At 71.0% G+C, this 17,926-nt stretch carries 16 protein-coding genes; 8 read left to right on the top strand and 8 right to left on the bottom strand.

Going from position 1 to position 17,926, the window contains the following annotated elements:
• Positions 1-54: 54 nt before the first annotated feature.
• The gene (locus KGQ19_RS52100; protein WP_212013894.1) at positions 55-2,679 is read left to right on the top strand and encodes a CHAT domain-containing protein; all 2,625 of its coding nucleotides are present in this window, start codon (positions 55-57) and stop codon (positions 2,677-2,679) included.
• A 6-nt stretch (positions 2,680-2,685) separates the two neighbouring features.
• A complete protein-coding gene (locus KGQ19_RS27685) occupies positions 2,686-3,627 on the top strand; it encodes a toll/interleukin-1 receptor domain-containing protein (RefSeq protein ID WP_212013892.1) in 942 nt (313 codons plus the stop codon).
• A gap of 28 nt (positions 3,628-3,655) precedes the next feature.
• Here KGQ19_RS27685 and KGQ19_RS27680 read toward each other — a convergent pair whose 3' ends face one another.
• Together KGQ19_RS27680 and KGQ19_RS27675 are read right to left on the bottom strand one after the other, a co-directional pair.
• The gene (locus tag KGQ19_RS27680) at positions 3,656-4,240 is read right to left on the bottom strand and encodes an NUDIX domain-containing protein (protein WP_230419529.1); all 585 of its coding nucleotides are present in this window, start codon (positions 4,238-4,240) and stop codon (positions 3,656-3,658) included.
• The gene (locus KGQ19_RS27675; RefSeq protein ID WP_212013883.1) at positions 4,237-5,493 is read right to left on the bottom strand and encodes an NsdA family TPR-like regulatory protein; all 1,257 of its coding nucleotides are present in this window, start codon (positions 5,491-5,493) and stop codon (positions 4,237-4,239) included. Before KGQ19_RS27675 ends, KGQ19_RS27680 begins: the two co-directional genes overlap by 4 nt.
• Positions 5,494-5,579: 86 nt before the next feature.
• Here KGQ19_RS27675 and KGQ19_RS27670 point away from each other — a divergent pair, with 86 nt between their 5' ends.
• Together KGQ19_RS27670 and KGQ19_RS27665 are read left to right on the top strand one after the other, a co-directional pair.
• Entirely contained in the window at positions 5,580-6,794 is a 1,215-nt protein-coding gene (locus KGQ19_RS27670; protein WP_212013881.1) for a hypothetical protein, read from the top strand.
• Positions 6,795-6,895: 101 nt separating this feature from the next.
• A complete protein-coding gene (locus KGQ19_RS27665) occupies positions 6,896-8,125 on the top strand; it encodes a PucR family transcriptional regulator (RefSeq protein ID WP_212013879.1) in 1,230 nt (409 codons plus the stop codon).
• A gap of 181 nt (positions 8,126-8,306) precedes the next feature.
• Here KGQ19_RS27665 and KGQ19_RS27660 read toward each other — a convergent pair whose 3' ends face one another.
• From KGQ19_RS27660 to KGQ19_RS27645, 4 genes are all read right to left on the bottom strand, one after another.
• Complete coding sequence (locus tag KGQ19_RS27660) at positions 8,307-9,893, bottom strand: sugar ABC transporter permease (RefSeq protein WP_212013877.1); 1,587 nt, start codon at positions 9,891-9,893, stop codon at positions 8,307-8,309.
• On the bottom strand, positions 9,890-10,678 hold the full coding sequence (locus KGQ19_RS27655; protein WP_212013875.1) for an ATP-binding cassette domain-containing protein: 789 nt from the start codon (positions 10,676-10,678) through the stop codon (positions 9,890-9,892). The genes KGQ19_RS27660 and KGQ19_RS27655 overlap by 4 nt, the downstream gene beginning before the upstream one ends.
• A 74-nt stretch (positions 10,679-10,752) precedes the next feature.
• Complete coding sequence (locus KGQ19_RS27650; protein WP_212013873.1) at positions 10,753-11,838, bottom strand: sugar ABC transporter substrate-binding protein; 1,086 nt, start codon at positions 11,836-11,838, stop codon at positions 10,753-10,755.
• Between the two features lie 287 nt (positions 11,839-12,125).
• Positions 12,126-13,091 carry a GlxA family transcriptional regulator gene (locus KGQ19_RS27645; protein WP_212013871.1) on the bottom strand — a complete coding sequence of 322 codons (966 nt, stop codon included), beginning with the start codon at positions 13,089-13,091 and terminating at the stop codon, positions 12,126-12,128.
• A 162-nt stretch (positions 13,092-13,253) separates the two neighbouring features.
• On the opposite strand from KGQ19_RS27645, the gene KGQ19_RS27640 reads away from it, so the two are divergent.
• The gene (locus tag KGQ19_RS27640) at positions 13,254-13,727 is read left to right on the top strand and encodes a hypothetical protein (protein ID WP_212013869.1); all 474 of its coding nucleotides are present in this window, start codon (positions 13,254-13,256) and stop codon (positions 13,725-13,727) included.
• Positions 13,724-13,984: a DUF3817 domain-containing protein gene (locus tag KGQ19_RS51235; RefSeq protein WP_307856523.1), complete on the top strand. Its 261-nt coding sequence runs from the start codon at positions 13,724-13,726 to the stop codon at positions 13,982-13,984. Before KGQ19_RS27640 ends, KGQ19_RS51235 begins: the two co-directional genes overlap by 4 nt.
• A 206-nt stretch (positions 13,985-14,190) precedes the next feature.
• On the opposite strand, the gene KGQ19_RS27630 is transcribed toward KGQ19_RS51235, so the two are convergent.
• Positions 14,191-14,613, bottom strand: a complete 423-nt coding sequence (locus KGQ19_RS27630; protein WP_212013867.1) for a hypothetical protein — start codon at positions 14,611-14,613, stop codon at positions 14,191-14,193.
• A 111-nt stretch (positions 14,614-14,724) separates the two neighbouring features.
• Positions 14,725-16,674, bottom strand: a complete 1,950-nt coding sequence (locus tag KGQ19_RS27625) for a sigma factor (RefSeq protein WP_212013865.1) — start codon at positions 16,672-16,674, stop codon at positions 14,725-14,727.
• Between the two features lie 198 nt (positions 16,675-16,872).
• Here KGQ19_RS27625 and KGQ19_RS27620 point away from each other — a divergent pair, with 198 nt between their 5' ends.
• Both KGQ19_RS27620 and KGQ19_RS27615 read left to right on the top strand, forming a co-directional pair.
• Positions 16,873-17,361, top strand: coding sequence for an SsgA family sporulation/cell division regulator (locus KGQ19_RS27620; RefSeq protein WP_212013863.1), 489 nt, complete (start codon positions 16,873-16,875; stop codon positions 17,359-17,361).
• A gap of 7 nt (positions 17,362-17,368) precedes the next feature.
• Positions 17,369-17,926: SpoIIE family protein phosphatase (locus tag KGQ19_RS27615; protein WP_212013862.1), on the top strand; the 558-nt coding region annotated here is incomplete at its 3' end.

The following is a 17,926-nucleotide window of genomic DNA, read 5'->3' as shown; positions in this document are numbered from 1 at the left end:
CGGTCCGCGCGGGAGGCGAGTGTGTGATCTGCCGCGAGTGGTTCGGAGCGAATCGTGAGTGAGAGCTTCTTCCTCGAAGCCGAGGATCCGCTTGCGGCTGCTCTGGAGCGCGCGAGGTTGCTGAGTCGGAGCCTGCCTGCCGAGCCTGCCGCCGTGGATGCCGCCTACGCGAGTGTCCTCGACTTGGTCGCGTCCGACGATGCCGCGCTCTGGTCGACCCTCGCCGCCGAGCATGTCAGCATCCTTCGTTCCGCTGGCTTCCTGTCCGCCGCCGCCACGCGCTGCGGCCAGTACCTGGCGTCCGAGCGGGCCGTCGTCCGCCTGCCCCTGCTTCTTGAGCGTGCGCAAGTGCGATCTGAATCCGGGGCCCATGCGAGTGCCGCGGCCGATGCGGCCGAGATTCGCCGGGCCGCCGGTGCCGGGCTGGACTCCGTCGATCACGCTCGGCTGCGGCGGGTGGAAGGGCTGGCCGCGGTCGATCGCGACACCGCGATGCGCTACCTGGCCGAGTCCCGCGACGTGTTCCGGTCCCTGGGGGACGCCGCGTCGGCAGCCGTCGTAGAAGCCGATCTACGCCTCCTCGCCGCCCGCGACGGTTCCGAGCAGGCCACGTCAGACATCCTCGCCGAGCCCGAGCCCGGGCCCGCCGACACGACAGAGACATCCATACCGCGTGCGTTGACCCGCGCGCTGGCCCTCAGAAACCAGTACCGCTACGAGGAAGCGCTCCAAGTCGTCCTGACCGCGCTGGCCTCCGACCGCCTTGACGACGCCCTGCGCCTGCCGGTCCTGGAAGAACTGGTAGCGCTGCTCGTGGCGCTGCGACGCGGCAAGGCCCTCAAAGCCCTCAGCGGGGTGCTCGAAACGCTGCTGAGGCCGGGCGGCTCGGTGGAGGGGACCGAGCCGCCGGCGCAGCGGTTCAGCAGGACCCTGCTGAACGCCGTCCGGCTGGTGGCGGATGGCGAGGTCGGGCAGGCGCGCGCGGATCTCGACGCGGTCCGGGGCTTGGCCGCCTCCGATCGCGATCGCGCCTACTGGCACCTGGTCTCGGGGGAGGTGGCGCTCGCCGCGTTCAAGCGCCAGCAGGTAGAGGGTCGCTTTGCCGCGACGGTGACGGATCTGGTCGCCGCGGCGGAGCTCGCCGAGGCGAATCAGTTCCTTGAGATGCGCATCCGGGCCCTGCGTGTGCTCGGCGAGGCTTATGAGCTGATGAAGCTTCCCGATCTGGCCTCCGAATGCTGGGCCACGGCCCACGCGCTGGAGGAAGACCTCGTCGCGCGGCAGCTCAGCGACGAGATCCGGGCCACGCTGCTGGAGGACATCCCCAACGAGCACGACGAGCGGATCCGCGTCGCCGCCGAACGCGCGACGTCCGGTCCCGGCGAGGCGCACGCGGCCACCGCCGTCGCCGCCACGATCGTCGCGATGGAATCGGCGCGCGGTGCGGCGATCCTCGGCCGCGTCGCCCCGGACGCCGAGCGGCAGCTGCGCCGCCTCCCGCCGCCCACCGACGGCGCCGCCGCCTGGACGTGGCTGCGCACCATCGCCGACGCGACCCGCCGCGACGAGGCCGTCTGGATCATGCACGCCCGCCCGCACCGCGTGCACCACGGCATCGTCGGCCGCGGCCTGGTGCACCACGTGGATGTCCCGGCGAACCGGAGAAGGCTGGAGAAGCTGGTCGAGGAACTGCGCAAGCAGTGCAATGAGATCCGCCTGCGCCAGCCCGAGGGCCGGGCCCGGGTAGCCGGCCTCATCGACCAACTGGCCGCCGAGATCGGCGTCGATACGGTGTTGGGCCTGGTGCCGCGGCGTATCAAGCGGCTGGTGGTGGTCGCCGGCGGTGTGCTGTCGGACATTCCGTTGGCGGCATTGCCGATCACCAACGGCAATGAGGAAGGCCATGAGGAACAGGTCCCGATCCTGTGCCGCTTCGCCCTGTCGGACCTCCCGTGCCTCTCGATCCGTCCCCTCCTTCATCAGCGCTCTGATGCCAACCGCGGCAGCCGTTCACTACTGGTCAGCGCGTTCAAGGGCACCGACGATCCCACCCGCAAAGTGAAACGTCGCAAGGTCCTGACGAAGGCCTCGCCCGAAGACTTCGAGCAGGAACTGGCCCGCACTCCCTACTGCCGCGTCCGCATCCTCGGCCACGGCCAGTCCGACCCCGGGGACGCCACCCGGACCTGGCTCCAGTTCGCCGGCACGAAGACGGAGCGCGACGGCCGCATCCCACCGAATCGCTTCCAAAAGGCGGCCCTCAGCGCGTGCGGAACCCTGATCCTCGGCGCCTGCGAGTCAGGGATGGCGCAGCGCGTCGGCCGCGACGAGCGGACCGGCTTCGTCCGCGCCGGTCTGCACGCCGGCGCCGCCTCCGTGGTGGCCGCGCGTTGGGTCACAGAGGTCTCCATCACCGCCGCGTTGCTCGACCGCTTCGAGGACTACCTGCGCTACCTCCCGCGCGACGTGGCGCTGCGACGCGCGCAGTTGGACATCCGCGACGGCCGGGCCGCGCTGCCCGCCGAAATTCCGGAGCCGGGGCATCCGGCCTGGTGGGCGTGCTGGACTTTGTACGGGGATTCAGGGCATCAGGTGGGGGCGCCTATATTGCGTGCATCGGCACGTGTGCCGGTGCACGTGCTCCGCCGCTTGTCCCGTCCCGTTCGCCAGACCGAATGAGAGAACATGCCGCATCATCCTGACCGGCAAGGCCCCGCCGTCTTCGTCTCCTACGCGACGGCCGACCGCGCAGAGGTCCTGAAGTTCCACCAGGATCTGCTGGACCGGGGGATCGACCCCTTCCTCGACATCATGGACATCCTGCCCGGCGACGACGTGGTGATGAGCATCAACGGCGCCCTGGAACGGTCGGACTACTACGTCCTGGTCTGGTCGGGGGCGGCCCGCGACCGATACTGGGTCAACAGCGAGATCTCCGCGGCGATGGTCCTGGAACAGCGCCGGGCCCGCCCCTTCGTGTTCATCGTCCGGCTGGACGACAGCGACCTGCCCCCGGTCCTGGCGCCGCGCCGCTACCTGGACGCCTTCGGCGGCCTGCGCGAGATCGCGGCCGACCGGCTGGCAACGGTGTGGAAGCGGGACCGCGCGGTGGGAACCAGGGTGCTGCCGGCCCCCGCGCCGGTCCCGGAACCGGACCCGCACGCCGCACCGGCGCTGCACGTCTACGCCCGCAACCAGTCGCTGCGCGTCTCGCACGAGGTCCGCCTCGCGATCGCCGCCACCCCGCGGAACCTGATCGCCGCCCTCACCGAACAGCTGGCGCTCCCGACGGAGGCCTCGGAGTACGGCGGCGCGGTGGGCGTCCGCTTCAGCTACCGCTACCAGCACGCCGGCGAGCAGCTGGACCCGCGCTCGGACGCCCCGCTGGACCTGGCGGAGGGCGACGTCGTCGACATCGAAGTCGTCGTCGAGCCGTACGGCCCGGACGGCGCGCTGTCGGACCCGGTCTCGTTCCTGCCCGGACGCGACTACGCGATCCCGCCGGAGATGATCCGGGAGCTGTGTGAGAAGGCGATCGAGCATCTGCGCGCAGATAGCCCGGGCGGCTCGGACGACCCGGACAACCCGGACGACCCGAACGAACGCGACGAACCGGACGCCTCTTAGGGTAAGGAGTCTGATGAAGGGTGAGGTCTCAAGAGACCTCGACCCGGATACCGCTCTCGCGCATCCCGAACGCCAGCAGCGCGTAGGCACTGCCCGCGTGCCGGATCTGCCCGGACCACACCAGTTCCAGCGCCTCTTGGAACGACAGCCAGCACAACTCCATATCGGCCTCGCCGCCTTCCGGAGCGGCCTGGCCCTGCGTCAGCTCCTGCGCGACGAACACGTGGTCCACGTGGTTGGTCAGGCTGTCCGCACCGTTGACCTTGCCGATCGCGGTCCAGCCGGTGGCGCGCAGGCCGGTCTCCTCGGCGAGCTCGCGCCGGGCCGCGGCGACCGGGAGTTCGTCGAAGGGCTCGATGGTGCCGGCCGGGAGCCGCCACTGGACGCCGCCGTGGGTGTAGATCCATTGCCGGGTCAGCAGAACCCGGCCGTCGGCGGCGACCGGGAGGATGGTCACCGAGCCGGGGGTGGCGACGTGGTGGTAGACGTCGGCGGCGCCGTCGGGCCGGATCACCGCGTCCTGCCGCACGTCGAACCAGGGCGTGGCCAGCACCACGACGCTGTCCAGACGTCGCCAGTCGGCTTGGTTCTCCGGCGTCCCCGCGGCGGTCATCGGACGCCGACGAGGGCTTCGTCGAGGCTGCTGCGCAGCTCTCGCAGAGCTTTGATGTTGTGGTGGCGCATCAGCGCGCGGGACAGTCCGCGCAGTTCGGCGTCGGCGCCCGCGGAGTGGACCAGGCCGGCGTCCCGCAGCACCTGGAGCGTCACCGCCCGCATCTCCTCCAGCTCCCCGGATGCCTCGTAGGCCAGGGCGAGCCGGGCACCGAACAGCGCCCGCGAACGATGCGCCTCGGCGGGCGTGCGCTCCAGCGCGTCGGCCAGGAACTCGCTGGCCCGGCGCGGACGGCCCAGGTCGTAGTGGCACCAGCCGGCTATGGCGTTGTCCAGCCCGCCGACCGTCGCCGAGCCGACCACGGGCTCACCCGCCGACTGGGCCCCCTGCGCGATGCGCTCGGGGTGGAGAAGATCGCGGGCATGGTCCAGCGAGTTCAGGCATGCCGCGTGATCGCCCCGCACCGCGAACGCCTGTGCCTGCCGGTGTGCGGCCAACCCGCGGCTGCGCGCCTGAGCCCGCGGATCCTCCAGCACCTGTGCGGCCAACTCCATGGCCGTCGCCGGGTCCCCTTCGTATAACGCGAGTTCCGCTTCCCGGACCAGCGTGTACGCGGCAAGGTCGGCGGCCTCGGCCCGGGTCGCGAGGTTCGCGGTGCGCCGGGTCCAGGCCAGCGCGAGGTCCAGGCGCCCGGCTTCCTGGCACATCCAACCGATGAACTCCGCGTAGCGGGCCGCCAGCAATCGCAGCCGGGACGTCGTCGATCGCGAGGTCTGCACCAGTTCCATCAGGGTATTGAAATCGACGATCAGCCGCCGCAGCACCAGTTCCGGGGGCAGTTGCTGGCTGAGCCGCCGATGCCGGTCGAACTCCTCCCAGTAGTGTGTCAGCAGCCGCAGATCGTCGGCTTCGCCCCAGCCCGCGGTCGGTCGCATCGTCAACGGGACGGACAGCGCCTCGCCGAACGCGGCCAGCTCGCGCCCCCAATCCGGCTCGCCGCCTTCCGCGTCATCGGCGGTCGGCGTCTCGGGACTGCTGCGGCGCCGGGACTCCTGCGGCACCAGCGCGACCAGTTCCCCCTCGGCCTCCAGCTCGACGTCCACCAGGCTGGCCAGGCGTCGGTTGGCCGGCAGCCGACCGGTCTCGATCTTGCTCAGATAGCCCTTGTCGTAGTGCACGCGGTCGGCCAGCGCGGCGAGCGACAGCTCGCGGCGCATGCGCCGGCGGCGCATCTCGATCCCGAACTCGGACATGTCTCCACGATAGCCAGTGACCTGGGCTTGGAAGAGGCCTGAGACGATATCCGCGTTGGTTGCGTGTTGTGTGTTCCCATAGTCTTGTGGCTTTCAGCATCGAGGAACTGGAAGCGGAACTCCAGGCCCTGCTTCAGGAGGATGTGGCGGGGCTCCCGTTCTTGAGCTTCCAAAGCCTGACGGACCTTCAACGGCGATCCTGCCTCGAACCGCGCGATACGGTCCTGATCGGCATCCGGGTCGGCACCATCAGCGCCGACGATCTCTATTACCGGGTACGTCCGGCGGTGATCGCGTTGACGGTGCTGCTGGATGCGGGAGGCGGCCGCACCGGGCCGGAACTGGTCCGCCGGATCCGGGAAGACGCCGGCGGCAAACCACGGCCCTGGGCCCAGGCCGTCGTCGCGGCCGATTCGTGGTCCGGCAGTCTGCACAGCCTGCTGCGTCAGCGTCAGGAACCGGCCGACCCCGCAGGCCGGCGGCTGATGCCCGCAGTGCTCAGCGGCCTGGACGACCATCTGTGGCGCGGGTCGAACATCCTGCTCGCACTGGCCCCGCCCGAGACCTTGGCCCGGATCGCGGCCGACGCCGCGCCCTCGCCGGCCACCGGCCGGATCATCGGCGATCCCGAAGCCGTCCGCTGCGCCCGCGCGCTGTTGCGGATCGCCGGCCACGCCCCGCTGTCCCGGCCGTTCGTAGACCACGCGCTGCGGCCAGAAGCCAGCGCGCGCGTGCGGCTGCAACTGACCGCGAATCCGCTCGCGCCGGACGCCACGCTTCGCAGCCTCCTGGCATTCGCCGACCACGAGCCGGGGATCGCCGCGGCTGTCTGCATGAACGAGTGCGCCTCGGCGGCGTTGCGACTCGTCGCGTATCGCAGGCTCCGTGTTCCCCAGGTTCGGCAGCGGGTCCGCGCAGCGCTCGCGCCCGAAGTCGCGGTGGCCCTCGATATCGAGGAGATCGCTGCGGCCACCGCGCAGGAAGCGCACGTGGTGTATGCGCTGATCCGGGATCTGGAGCCGGACCTGTCGCCGGAGGCCCGCCTGTTCCTCTACGCGCACCTGGCCCGGATATCAGGGCCCGAAGCCGTGTGGAACCTTGAACTGGCCCGGACCGGCAGCCTGGAGGCGATGCGTCCGGCGGTGCGCGCGTCGATGGAATCCGGGGCGTTGACGCCGCTGCTGGAAGCGGCGGTCGCCGCTCCGTATCGCGGTCTGCGGGACCAGGGGCGTGAGCGAGGTCGGCGCGCTGCGGCGCGAGGAGTTGCTGAGCTGGCCCTTTCCTTGGCGGGACGTCGCTGATCCCGCCGCCACGCCGCACGGGTGACAGAACTCCCCACCTAAGAGTGATCAATCGGCGATTCGTCCGGTCAGCAGACCGCCGCCGCACTAGGGTGCGCCGTGTGGAGAGCGGGAGCTCGCGGCCGGCGAACGGCGACCAGAGGATGGCGGAGCTGACGACGCTCGCCGGCCTGATGCTGGCCCGCGCCGACGACATCACCGACACCGTGATGACACGTGTCTTCGAGCAGTTCCCCGTCTACGCCGGCATGGTCTCGCGCCAGATGCTGCGCGAGTCAGTGCACGACCACGTGGTCTCGGCCTTCGACCCGATGGCCCGCAGCCAGAAGGCCGACCTGCGCGCGGCCGGCCCCACCGGCCGGATAGGGGCCGCCGACGGCATCCCGCTGACCGTGTTCATGGACGGCTACCGCGTGGCGTTCCGCGTGGTGTGGTCCGCGATCGTCGAGACCGCGCGCGATATGGGCATGTCGGCTGATGCCTGCCTGGACGCCGCGACCATCTTGATAGCGTCCCTGGACGCCTTCACCCGCGAGATGTCCACCGGCTACCGCGACGAGCTGGGCCGCCAGATCCGCAGCGAGGAACAGCGGCGCTCGGCGGTGGTGCAGGCGCTGCTGGAAGGGCGGCTGGCGGACACGAACGTGTGGGAGGCCGCCGAGCTGCTGCGGCTGCCGGCCAGCGGTCCGTTCGTGGTCATCGCCGCGCGCGTGCCCGAGGTGGGACGGCACGCGCTGCCGCAGATCGAGCAGGGACTCGGCGTGCTCGGCATCGACTCGGCCTGGCGGCTGATGCACGACGTCGAGATCGGCGTCGCGGCGCTGCCCGGACCCGGCGCGCAACTGGATCGCCTGGTCACCGCGCTCTACGCGGGCGGCGTCTCGCGGGTCGGCGTCTCGCCGCCGTACGACGACCTGCGCTCCACCTCGCTGGGCCTGCGGCTGGCCCGGATCGCCCTGCACGGAGCGGCTGAACGTCGGCGCGTGGTGGTGTTCGGCAACGACCCGCTCTCAGCGGTGGCCGGCAGCGCGCCGGACATCATGCCGCGAGTGGCACGCGGGATCCTGGCCGGCCTCGACGGGCTGCCGGCCCAGGACCGGACGCTGCTGCTGGACACCTTCGGCGCCTGGCTGGACGCGGACGGGTCCGCGGGGGAGGCGGCGCGCCGGATGTACGTACACCCGAATACAGTGCGGAACCGCCTGCGGCGGTTGGAGAAGCAGACAGGGCGCTCGTTGTCGAACCCGCGAGCGATCGCCGAGCTGATCCTGGCTTACGAGATCGATTGCGGGACGCGAACCGCGCTGGCGGAGGCCGCGGGATCCGCTTAGCGGGCGCGGTGGCCGGCCGTCGGCGCTCGCGGATCTCGGACCCGCAGTGCGCTGAGCGGCCGGCCGGCCGGGCGGCTGGCCCGGACGATCAGTCCTAGCGGCCGGCCCGACCAGCCACCTCGATCAGCTGACCACCTCGGCCACTCCGGCCGACCAACCTGCCCGACCAGCGAGCCCGGCCCTAAACCCGACCGCTGGCCTTCTGCGTCCGCCGCGCCACCGAGTCGATGACCACCGCGGCCAGCAGCACCGCGCCGGTGACCATGTACTGGATGCTGTTCGAGAGGCCCTGGATGTTCATCCCGGACTGGATCGAGCCGATGACCAGCGCACCGAGCAGCGCCGACCAGGTCTTGCCGCGTCCGCCGAACAGGCTGGTGCCGCCGATGACCGCGGCCGCGATCGCGTTCATCAGCAGGTTGCCGCTGCCGGAGGTCTGCGAGGCGGACTGGATCTGGCCGGCCAGGAACATGCCGCCGATCGCCGACATCAGGCCACAGATCATGAACACCGTGATCCGGATGAACGGCACGCTGATACCGGCCCGGCGCGCGGCCTCGATGCTGCCGCCGACCGCGAAGATGCGGCGGCCGTAGATGGTGCGCCGCAGGATGAAGTCGCCGATCACGATGAAGATCAGGAAGATCAGCGGCGCCAGCGGCAGGCCCTTGTACTGGTTGAAGATGTACGCCACGAGGAAGGCGGCGATCGCCAGCAGGATCACGCGCGCCGCGATCTCGCCTATGGGCTGCGCCGGCACCCCGGCCTTCGTCCGCCGCATGCGGCCGTACAACGCCACCAGCGCGTAGAGCACGACTCCGACGGCGGCCGCGCCGTAGGCGGCGGCCTGCTGGCCGTAGATGGTGGTGTAGAGCCTGGACACGATGCCGTTGGTGGGCAGGTTGACGGTACCCGTCGAACCCAGCACGTTCAGCATCAGGCCGTTCCACGCCAGGTTGCCGGCCAGGGTGACGACGAACGCCGGCACGCCGATCCGGGCGAAGAAGAAGCCGTGGATGAACCCGGTGCCGACGCCGGTGACCAGGGCCAGGATCAGCGCCAGGTACTGGTTCATGCCGTTGTTCACCGACTCGACCGCGAACACCGCCGCGGCCAGGCCGGAGACCGAGCCCACCGACAGGTCGATCTCGCCGAGCAGCAGCACGAACACGATGCCCAGGGCGATCATGCCGGTGCCGACGATCTGCTGCGAGAGGTTGGAGAGGTTCTCCGGCTTCATGAAACTGCTGTTCAGGCGCCAGAACACGAACCAGATGATCGCCAAGGCCGCGATCACCGGCAGCGAGCCCAGCTCACCGCCCTTGACCCGGCGCATGAACTCGGCCCAGTACCCGGCCACGCCGCCCTCGCGCTGCAACAGCCGCGGGTCGGCGGCCGAGCCGGCGGCCGGGACCATGGTCTGCACGATCTCCCGGACCACGTCCTTGGACTCGCCGGTGGCCTTCGCGGCCTGGGCCGTGGCCTCGGCCGGGGTGGCGCCGGCGGCCAGCAGCTCCTCGACCTTGTCGCTGACCGAACCGCCGCCGGCCGGTGCCGGCCGCTCCTCGCCGCTGTAGTCGCCGGAGCCGGACGGTATCCGCGGCGGAAACTCGCGGTTCTCGCCGTCGCCGCTCCCGGAGCCGCTACCGAAACCGGAGCCGCCGGACCCGGAACCGCTGCCGGACCCGGAACCGCCACCGGATCCCGAGCCGCCGCCGGACCCGGGACCGGAACCGCCGGTGCCGCCGCTGTTCGGACCCTGGCTCATTGCTGTCCCTCCGAGTGCCGGGCCGCCCGCCTGGTGACGGCGTTGTCAGTGGCGCCGGTGATCGCCGAGATGATCTCCTCCTGGCTGGTCCGGTGCGCGTCGAAGAACCCGTTGTTCCGGCCCAGCCGCAGGACCGCGATGGTGTCGGCGACGGCCATCACGTCCTCCATGTTGTGGCTGATCAGGATCACCCCGAGGTTCCGGTCGCGCAGCCGCTCGACCAGGTCCAGCACCTGCGCGGTCTGCTCCACGCCGAGCGCGGCGGTGGGTTCGTCCAGCAGCACCACCTTGGGCTCGCCGATCAGCGAGCGGGCGATGGCCACCGTCTGGCGCTGACCACCGGACAGCGAGGCGACCGGGATCCGGACGCTGGGGATCCGGATCGACAGGGTCTGCAGGAGTTCGCGCGAGCGGCCCTCCATGGAGATCTCGTCCAGGATCCCGGCCTTGGTGATCTCGTTGCCCAGGAACAGGTTCCCGACCACGTCCAGGTTGTCGGCCAGCGCCAGGTCCTGGTACACGGTCGCGATGCCGAGCTTCTGGGCGTCGCTGGGGCCTTTGACGGAGACGGTGTTGTTCTCCCAGACGATCTGTCCGTCGTCCGGCTGGTTCACCCCGGAGATGGTCTTCACCAGGGTGGACTTGCCGGCGCCGTTGTCGCCGACCAGGGCGAGGACCTCACCGGAGTGTACCGCCAGGTCGACGTCGGTGAGGGCCTGCACGGCCCCGAACCGTTTGGAGACGCCGCGCAGTTCCAGCACGGGTTGCGAAGTGGTGTCGGGCATGGGGCGGGACCTCCGCGTGGTTCGGGGTTGTCGATCGGTCTGCTTCTCGCTCCTGGCGCCGGGGCCGGGAGGGATCAGCAGGTGATGCCGATCTGCGCGGCGGTGTACAGGCCGTCCTTGACGACGGTGCTGCAGACGTTGCTCTTGTCGACCACGGTCGGCGTGATCAGCTTGGACGGCACCGACTGCCCGGAGCCGGAGGTCTGCTTGTCCGGCAGCAGGTCGGTGCCGGGGGTCTTGCCCTGCGCGAGCTCCACGGCCACGTCGGCGGCGGCGTCGGCCTCGGGCTTGTAGGGCTTGTAGATGGTCATGGTCTGGGTGCCGGCCTCGATCCGCTGCATGGCGTCGAGCTGCGCGTCCTGGCCGGTGAGCGGCACGTGCAGGCCGCTCGCGCTCAGCGCGGTGGCGATACCGGCGGCCATGCCGTCGTTGGCGGAGTAGACGCCGTTGATGTTGGCGGCCCCGAGCGCGGTGATGGCGCCGGCCATCTCCTGGTTGGCGGTGTTCGGGTCCCAGTTCGGGGTGTCGTACTCCTTGCCGATCTTCACCTTGCCGTTGAGGACCGACTGCGCGCCGGCCTTGAACTGCGCGGCGTTCGGGTCGGTGGGGGAGCCGTTGATCATCACGATCTGCTTGCTCGCGGCGTCCGAGCCCAGCGCGTTCAGCAGGGCGGTGCCCTGCAGCTGGCCGACCTTCATGTTGTCGAAGGAGACGTAGGCGTCCACCGGCCCCTGAGCGAGCCGGTCGTAGGCGACGACCTTCACGCCGGCGTCGTGCGCCTTCTGTACCGAGGCCTGGATCGACTTGGAGTCCACCGCGTCCAGGATCAGCACCTTGTCGCCCTTGGTGAGCGCGGTGTCGACCTGGGTCTGCTGCACCGTGGCGTCCTGCCCGGCGTTGTAGTAGTCGATCTGCACGCCCGGCATCTTGGCGTTCAGCTCGGCCTCCAGGTACGGCTTGTCGAACGCCTCGTACCGGGTGGTCTTGGACTCCGGCAGCAGGATGCCGATGCGGGTGCTCGAATTCGAGCCCCCCGCGGTGCCGCCGGACGAGCCGGACTTGCTGGCGCTCTTCGCGCTGCCGCAGCCGGCGGCGGTTGCGGCCAGCACAGCCGCGGCGAGGGCGATGCCGGCGGCCTGGGCCGGACGCGGGTGCTGCATGATGCGCTCACTCCTCTCGCGGCCCCCGGATTCGGCGGCCTACTGGTTTCCCACTAGAAGTGCGGTCGGGGTGGGGCGCCAGTTGGAGGGGGCCAGAAGGGTTGCTCGCGCTTCGGAGGTGGCTGGTGGGGGTGAGAGTGAGGCGGTGTTCGAAAATCAGTGCTTGTCGGTTGCTCTTTGGTTTTTCATTGCTCGCTCAGCGGTTGGGCGCGCCTGGGCGTGGTCGCTCATTGGTCGGGCGCGGCGCGCGAGGTCGCCTATCGGTGGGGCGCGCCGGGCGAGGTCGCCTATCGGTGGGGCGCGCCAGCCGAGCCGAACGACCGCCGGTAGGTCTGAGGGCTGACGCCCGCGGTTCGCTTGAACCGATCCCGGAACGCCGTCGCCGACCCGAACCCCACCTGCCCCGCGATCCGCTCGACCGAGTGCTGCGTCGTCTCCAGCAGGTGTTGCGCGCGGCGGACGCGGGCGCGATGGAGCCACTGCAAGGGCGTGGTGCCGGTCTGCTCGCGGAAGCGGCGGATCAACGTGCGGGTGCTCAGGCCCGCCTCGGCGGCGATGTCGGGCAGCGTGAGGTCACGGCCGAGGTTGTCCCGGAGCCAGGTGAGGAGCGGGTCCAGCGTGGCGCCTTGCGGGGCCGGGGCCGGGACGTGGTCGTGCACGATGAACTGCGCTTGTCCGCCCTCGCGCTCCAGCGGCATCACCGACAGCCGGGCGGCGTGGGCGGCGACCGCGGAGCCGTAGTCCTTGCGGATCAGGTGCAGGCACAGGTCGAGTCCGGCGGCGGCGCCGGCGGAGGTGAGGAACTGGCCGTTGTCGACGTACAGGACGTTCGGGTCCACCTCGATCGCGGGATACGCGGCGGCCAGCTGGTCGGCGGCGAGCCAGTGCGTGGTGGCGCGCAGGCCGTCGAGCAGGCCGGTCGCGGCCAGGGGGAAGGTGCCGGTGCAGATCGACGCGATGCGGGTGCCGTTCGCCGCGGCGGCGCGGAGCGCGTCGGCGACCGCGTCCGGCAGCGGGGCACGGAGTTCGGCGATGCCGGGGACGACGATCGTGTCAGCGTCCTGCAATGCCTCGAGCCCCCAGCGGACCCGCAGGGTGAAGGTCCCGGTGTCGACCTCTTCGTGCTCGGCACAGACCCGGACCTGGTAGCCGGGCCGTCCGTCGGGCAGCCGGAAGCGGGTGAAGACCTCGATCGGGGTCGACAGGTCGAAGGGGATCACCCCGTCCAGGGCGAGGATGGCTACGGTGTGCATGGCGAGAACATACCTCTACGCGGCTATGGGCACAGCGTTCGGTAGAGATCGATGGCGAAGTGTTAGCAGCTCACACCCTATGTGGCGGTGATGGCAATTTTCCGTTGGAACCTGTCACAATCGCCACTGGGGTAGGCGGCGCCGGCCGGATAGCGTCGCGAAGTGACCAAATTCTTGCTGTCGCTGCACGTTCTGGCAGCCATCATCGCGGTCGGCCCGGTGGCCGTCGCCGCGAGCATGTTTCCCAGGGTTCTGCGACAGGCGCATGACGCGTCGGGCGCGGGCGATACCTCCGCGTCCAACCAGCTCCACCTGCTGCACCGCGTCTGCCGCGTCTACGCCGCGATCGGCATGGCGGTACCCGTGTTCGGCTTCGCCACCGCGAGCAACCTTGGCGTCCTGGGCAGTGCGTGGCTGATCACCGCCATCGCCCTGACCGCTGTGGCCGCGGCCGTTCTCATGCTGCGGATCCTGCCGGGACAGCAGGCCGCGCTCACGGATCTGGCTGAGCCCGCCGGAACCACCCGCATCATTTCCAGCACTCGCTTGGCCATGGATACCGGCGTGTTCAATCTCCTCTGGGCCGTTGTCACGGTCCTGATGATCATCCGTCCCGGCTCCACCACGGGAGCGTGACCGTGCCCACCCGCTTCTTCCGCGTCGCCGCCTGCGTCGAACTCGTCACGCTTTTCGTCTTGCTGGCCAACCTGGCGACCCTCCGGCTCGCACCCATCAGTTCCCTGATCGGCCCCGCGCACGGCTGCGCCTACTTGGTCATCGTCGTCACCGCGTGGCGCAACGACCGCGCGGTCGCCGTCACCAAGTTCGCCGCGTTGGTGCCCGGCTTCGGCGGGTTCCTGGTGCTGCGCCGCCTCGCGGTGGTCGGCGACTGAAGCAGTGGGCTGCGAAATGGGGGTACGCGATCCGGGGCGCCCCATTCGTGCGGGACGCCCCGGACCGGCCTGCCGCCTGTTGCCATCGGCATCAGCATGCTGATTTATCGGCTATCGGCTACCAGCTACCAGCTACCAGCTACCAGCTACCAGCTACCAGCTACCAGCCACCAGCCATCAGCTACCGAATCACCGGCGGGCGGACCTCACCGGCGGGCGGACTCGCTCGGCTCCATCGCGATCGCGCCGGTCGCCGTCCGGCTCGCGAGCTGGTTCTGCGCGGCGGTCAGCGTGCCGTCACCACCGGTTCCGGCCTCGACGACGTTGGTGATCCGGAACTTCACCGGCGGGCCGTCGCCCTTGTTCGGCTTGTCGTGCGGCCGGCACATCACGACCGAGCCCACCTCCAGCGGGGCGTCCAGGTTGCCCGGGACGTAGGCCCGCACCTGTTTACCGGCACCGTTCATCGGAGTGAGGACGGCGACCCGCGGCATCATCTTCTCCGTGCCGTCGGGCTTCATCTCGCGCCGGGTGAAGTCGGCGAACTCCGTCACCTTGTAACGGTGCCGCACGTCGGACTTGGCGACGTGCTCGGCGTTCCCTTCGGTCTTCTTCCCTGACTTGGACATCGCCTCAGGACCTCCTTCGGTCGAGCGGACCCCCAACCCAGCAACTCATCGGGGAGTCCGGCGTGTCCTGTCGGTCGCGGTCATCCGGGTGACTTTGCGGAAATCGAACGGTTAGCGCGAGGGGGAGCCGGAGGCCGCCGCGCCGTGGCTCTGCGCGTCGTCCTGATCCTGCGTGGGGTGCGGGAGGTGCACCGTGATCGTCACGTTGAGCGGCGGGCTCACGACGATGGTCACGTCGATGTCGTGATCCGGCTTGCTCGGCGGCGTCGAGGAGGGCGGCGGCGTCGGTGTGGCCGGCGGGGTCGGGGGAGGAGTCACAGGAGGCTGCGTCGCCACCGGAGTCGTCGGCGGCGTGACAGGGGCCTGCACCGGCGGCGGCGCGGCGGCCTGCTGAACCGGCGGGCTCGACGGGGTGGCGACCGGCTGACTCGGCGGGGGAGTGCTGACCGGCGGGATCGTCGGCGCGGTGGTGGCCGGCTGCGTCGGCGGCGGGATAGCGGCGGGCGGCGGGGCCGTGGTCTGAATTGGCGTGGCCTGGGCCGGCGCGGTCTGGGTCGGCGTGGTCTGGATCGGTGCGACGTGCGGCGTCGCGGCGGGCGCGGCATGGCGCGGGGTGTACTGGACCGGCACAGCTGCGGGCTGCGGCTGCGGCGCGGATGTGGCAGGCGGCGCCGCATGCTTGGGAGCCGCGGGCGTGGGGGTTGAGGGCTTGGGAGTCGATGGCTTGGGAGTCGATGGCTTGGGAGTCGATGGCTTGGGGACCGAGGGCGTCGTCTTGGCGGCGGGCGCGGACTTGGCCGGCTGCGTCGCAGGCTGCTGAGCGGGTGTGGCACTCGGGTGTGCGGCACCGCCGGTCAACGCCACGGCCGCGACCGCTATGGCCGTCGACCCCAGCACCCCCGCGGAGACCACGGCCGTCTTGCCGCCACCGCTCGACACACCATGCCGCAGCTTGCCGCCGACGTGCCGCAGATGACGCGCGCCGCCGACCACCCCGGCGGCTTTCGCGCCACCGGTCGCTCCGGCTGCCTTCGCGCTTCCGGCAGCGCCGGCCGCGGCTCCAGCGCCGTTGGCTCCCGCAGCCGTCGCGCCGGCAGTGGCTCCGGCAGCCTTCGCGCCGCCGACCACGCCGGCGGTCTTCGCGCCGCCCGCGGCGCCGGCCGCCTTCGCGCCGCCGACAGCTCCCGCGGCGAACAGGCGCAGCGAGCCGCCGCCCAGCGTGAGCAGCAGCAGTGCCGGGCCGAGCAGGGCGGGCAGCCGCAGGTTGACCTGCTGGAGTGCGGCCAGGCGGGCGCGGCAGTCGTCGCACTGCTCCGCGTGCCCGCGCAGGGAGTCCGTCTGGCGGGCCGACAGGCCGCCGCGGACCAGTGAGGGCATCTTCTGCCAGTGCTTCGCGCACGCCTCGGCCGCCGGTGCTCCCGGGTAGCCGCGCAGGAAGGCCTGGCGTAGGCCCTCGCGGGCGCGGTTCAGCAGGACTGCTGTGGCGTTGCTGTTCGCCCCGATGCGTCGGCCGACCGTCTCCAGCGGCAGGTCCTCGACCTCCGAGAGCCACAGGGCGTGGACCCAGCGTTCGGGGAGGTCCTTCAGGAGGCGGGTGACGAAGTCCACGTGCGCCACCTGCTGCGAGAGGTCGTCCGGGGCCGCGGTCGCGGCGGGGCGGCCGAACTCGGCTTCGGCCGTCTCGGCAGGGACCGGGATCTCGGTGGTGGCGCGGTGCAGGGTGTTCGCCAGGTTGCGGACCGTGGTGGCCAGGTAGGCCGGGATGTTCTGGACCTCGTGGCCGGCCGCGATGCGGCGCCAGACCCGGAAGTGGGCCTCGGCGACCAGGTCCTCGGCGGTCGAGGGGTTGCCGGTGAGGGTCACGGCGTAGCCGACGAGGCGGCTGTTGTGCTCCTCGTAGACGCGCGTGTACGCGGCCAGGTCGGTGCCGGGCCTCGGCTCCGATGCCGGCTCCGATGTCTCCAACGCCGGTTCCGAGGACGGATCCGGCGCCAGCTCCGGTGCCGGCCCCGGCTTCGCGTCGTCGGCAGGCGATTGGTCGCTTATAGCGGCTTCAGTCACGGTCGCACCCCAAGTCGTCGCTGTGCGTACCGATGGTACCGAAGATCCGTTTCGTCCCCGGTGTGGCGTAGATCACAAAGAATTCGGGCGAAAACCGCGTAAGGTCAGGCGCCCTTCACAAGTCCTTGTTGTGATAACGCCACTACAGCGGCCCGACGGCACCACCCGCCGGGTCCGTCGACAGCAAGGAGTACCGCGATGCTCGCCACCCACGAACAGCCGCTCAAGACCCACGTCGTGACCTCCGACACGCGGATGGCGGGAGTGCCCGCGGTCCTGCGCTACCGCTCCGACGATCCGTTCGCGGTCCGGCTGGCGTTCCTCGACGTCGATCCCGACGGCGATCCCGACGGCGATCCCGACGGCGGCGCCGATGGGGAAGAAGGCGCGGCCGACGGCACCGGCGCGGTGACCGACGCCATCGAGTGGGTCTTCGCCCGCGACCTGCTCACCGACGGCCTGCACACCCCGACCGGCGAGGGCGATGTCCACGTCTGGCCGTTCGGCCCCAGCGATCTGATGATCGAGCTGCGCAGCGGCGCCTCGACCGCCTTGGTGATCACGCCGCAGGCGGCGGTCCGGATGTTCCTGTGCCACGCCTACGCGATCGTCCCGGCCGGCTCCGAACCCCGGCACCTGGACCTGGACCGAGCGCTGGCCCGGCTCGTCGACCACGGCCAGGGGTGAGGGCACGATGGCCGCGCTCATCCCGTGCCCCCGCCGCCCCGCCCAGGCCCAGGCCGGTGTTCATACCCAGGCCGATGTCCATGACCAGGCCGACGCCTACGCCCATGTCCGGGCCGAAGCCGGGTCCGCCAGCCCGTTCCGAGCCGCCGTCCACCGACGCCCGGGCGACTCGGCCGCCGGACTCAGCGGCGACTTCCACGCGCAGGTCCGCACCCGCGACACCGTCAGGGTGCTGATCGGCGACGCCCGCGGCTCCGGACCGCAGGCGGCGGCCACCGCGGCGGCCGTCGTGCACGCCTTCCACACCTACGCCGCCGAACTCGACCTCATCGCGCTCGCCCAGCGCCTCGACGCGACGATCGCCCACCGGGCCCGCCTCGGCGCCACTGAATCCCACAGCGCCACTGAATCCCACAGTGCCGCCGAACGCCACGAGGACTTCGCCACCGCTCTCCTCGTCGAACTCGACCTCACCGGCCCGGGCCTGCGGATGGTCAACCGCGGCCACCCGGCCCCGCTGCTGGTCACGCCCCACTCGGCGGTCCCGCTCTCCCCGCCCGAACCC

It is taken from the genome of Catenulispora pinistramenti (assembly GCF_018274385.1).
Classification (GTDB): domain Bacteria; phylum Actinomycetota; class Actinomycetes; order Streptomycetales; family Catenulisporaceae; genus Catenulispora; species Catenulispora pinistramenti.
The sequence above is the reverse complement of the archived record's forward strand: the minus strand, read 5'-3'. Positions and strand labels throughout refer to the sequence as shown.

Excerpts from the sequence above, each read along its gene's own strand:
- KGQ19_RS27685 (WP_212013892.1), top strand. The coding sequence starts at position 2,686 with ATGCCGCATCATCCTGACCGGCAAGGCCCCGCCGTCTTCGTCTCCTAC.
- KGQ19_RS27680 (WP_230419529.1), bottom strand. The coding sequence starts at position 4,240 with ATGACCGCCGCGGGGACGCCGGAGAACCAAGCCGACTGGCGACGTCTG.
- KGQ19_RS27675 (WP_212013883.1), bottom strand. The coding sequence starts at position 5,493 with ATGTCCGAGTTCGGGATCGAGATGCGCCGCCGGCGCATGCGCCGCGAG.
- KGQ19_RS27660 (WP_212013877.1), bottom strand. The coding sequence starts at position 9,893 with ATGAGCCAGGGTCCGAACAGCGGCGGCACCGGCGGTTCCGGTCCCGGG.
- KGQ19_RS27655 (WP_212013875.1), bottom strand. The coding sequence starts at position 10,678 with ATGCCCGACACCACTTCGCAACCCGTGCTGGAACTGCGCGGCGTCTCC.
- KGQ19_RS27650 (WP_212013873.1), bottom strand. The coding sequence starts at position 11,838 with ATGCAGCACCCGCGTCCGGCCCAGGCCGCCGGCATCGCCCTCGCCGCG.
- KGQ19_RS27645 (WP_212013871.1), bottom strand. The coding sequence starts at position 13,091 with ATGCACACCGTAGCCATCCTCGCCCTGGACGGGGTGATCCCCTTCGAC.
- KGQ19_RS27630 (WP_212013867.1), bottom strand. The coding sequence starts at position 14,613 with ATGTCCAAGTCAGGGAAGAAGACCGAAGGGAACGCCGAGCACGTCGCC.
- KGQ19_RS27620 (WP_212013863.1), top strand. The coding sequence starts at position 16,873 with ATGCTCGCCACCCACGAACAGCCGCTCAAGACCCACGTCGTGACCTCC.